Source organism: Petrocella sp. FN5 (genome assembly GCF_029210395.1).
GTDB lineage: Bacteria > Bacillota > Clostridia > Lachnospirales > Vallitaleaceae > Petrocella.
Map to the genome: position 1 here is coordinate 1 of NZ_JARGDP010000154.1, position 1,899 is coordinate 1,899.

At 33.8% G+C, this 1,899-nt stretch carries 1 protein-coding gene; it reads right to left on the reverse strand.

Annotated elements, in window-relative coordinates; translation table 11 throughout:
* Positions 1–72: 72 nt before the first annotated feature.
* A complete protein-coding gene (locus tag P0N36_RS15130) occupies positions 73–1,806 on the reverse strand; it encodes an IS1634 family transposase (protein WP_275843716.1) in 1,734 nt (577 codons plus the stop codon).
* Between the last annotated feature and the right edge of the window lie 93 nt (positions 1,807–1,899).

A 1,899-nucleotide genomic window follows, 5' to 3' on the forward strand; every position in this document is an offset into this window, starting at 1 on the left:
AAAAAGCTTGTAATCCCTTGTGAATAGGGAATTACAAGCTTTTTGTATGTGGTTAATTTTTGCGTACTTTTTTTACTTTTTAGTCTTCTTATATATTTTTTTCATTTCTTTGTCGCTGACAATCTGATAATCTGTTCTAAATCCATAGCTATCATGTAGTGCATCTGTAAAATCAGTTCGTGTATAGGTTGGAATAAAGCCCTGTCCAGGAACTAAGTAGAAGTTCATATCCTTTAACTGGCCGACGATTTCAGTCGTTGTGAACTGGCTATTTAGGTCTTTCTCCAGATATCTATATAAAACAAGTGCCAGAAAACAGGTAGTAAAATGAGCTTTTATACGGTCATCTCTTTGAAGATAAACAGGTCTTGCCTTAAATTCGCTCTTCATGATTCTAAAACATTCTTCAACTTCCCAACGTTGGTGGTTGATTCTAGCTATTTCGGCAGCATCCTCGTCAAGATTAGTACACACAGCATAGAATCCATCATACTTACTTTCCTCAGAAATAGTATCTGAATTGAGGTGGTAAAGTGTCTTTTCTGCAACTTCACCTTCACTAGTAATGTTGGTGGGTTCGATAAATCGTTTATAATCATTTTGTCTTTTTCTACCAATACTTTTTGGGTTAGTGTCGATAAGCTTTGTGGCACGTTCGACCTGTCTGGTTCTAATCTGCCGTTGATAGTCACGGTACTTAAGGGAAAAGGTAACGATCAGTTTTTGCTCAAGATTATTCTCTTTAATCCATCTTTCTTTATAAAAAGTCACATTCTTATATTGTTCACAAAGATTTTCATTATCATCTAACTGGGTTAAATCAAAGGTTTCATTGGATGCATTGTGCATCCATCCAGTAGGTTCTAAAGCCCATTCTTTTAAAAACTTCTTAAGTTTCTTGATAGATTGAGTTGTAATAAAAGAACGGCCATTAATATTATTAAACTTCCTATTATCATTTGAAGATAAGCCGGCATCAGTACATACAACAAACTTAGATAGTTTGAAGTCTTCGATGATTTGCTTCTCTAAAGGTTTTAAGGTCACTTGTTCGTTGGTGTTGCCACTGTGAATATTAAAAGCAAGAGGGATACCATCACCATCCATAAATAAACCCATTTCAACAATAGGGTTAGGGCGGTGTTCCTTAGAAGGACCGTATTGTTTCAGGCCATCTTCTTGCTCAATCTCAAAAAAGTAGTTGGTACAATCATAGTAAAGAATACGATCATTACGTTTAGAAAGAGAAAGACTGTTTTTGTAAAGCTGTGATTGTATAAAATCTGATTCTTCAGCAATAACTTCTAAAGATCTGTAAACGTGCTGTAATTCAAAGCTTGGTTGTTCAAGAAGTTGTTTAGAAGATTCAAAGGTAGAAAGCTTTGAAGAAGGAAAAAGAATTCTTCCATAAAGCAAACGGGAAAGGATACTGTTAATATCATAAGTAAACTTGTGCCTTGAAGAAATATCATTACAAATCTTATGGAGTCCCAACTGATGATAAATCTGCTGTAGGAAAAGATAGCCTCCGTTAAAAGAATGCTGTTCGTCTTTATTTATAAGAACGGATTGGTTTCGTTCTATGATAACCTTTCGTTTATTTTCTTTTTCTAAACGATTAAGTTCATCAATATATTCTTTAGCCCATTCGTAAGGGTCACGTCCATCAAGTTTTTTTCTCAACTCAGTTTCAGTTCCAAGTTTTTCAACAACAACTGAAGTGTTTTTCTGTGTATCAGGATTATAAATAGATTTAATAACATAAAAAGATGCAGCATTTTTTGATTTAGATACTTTAAGTCTCATAAGAAAACCCCCTATCTCTTATATTATATCACATTACGAGACATTACGATATAGTTAAATGTAAAATTTGACAAAAAAATAAGCCCTAATTAG

Bases quoted from the DNA above. Each gene is read 5' to 3' on its own strand.
- P0N36_RS15130 (WP_275843716.1), bottom strand. From the start codon at position 1,806: ATGAGACTTAAAGTATCTAAATCAAAAAATGCTGCATCTTTTTATGTT.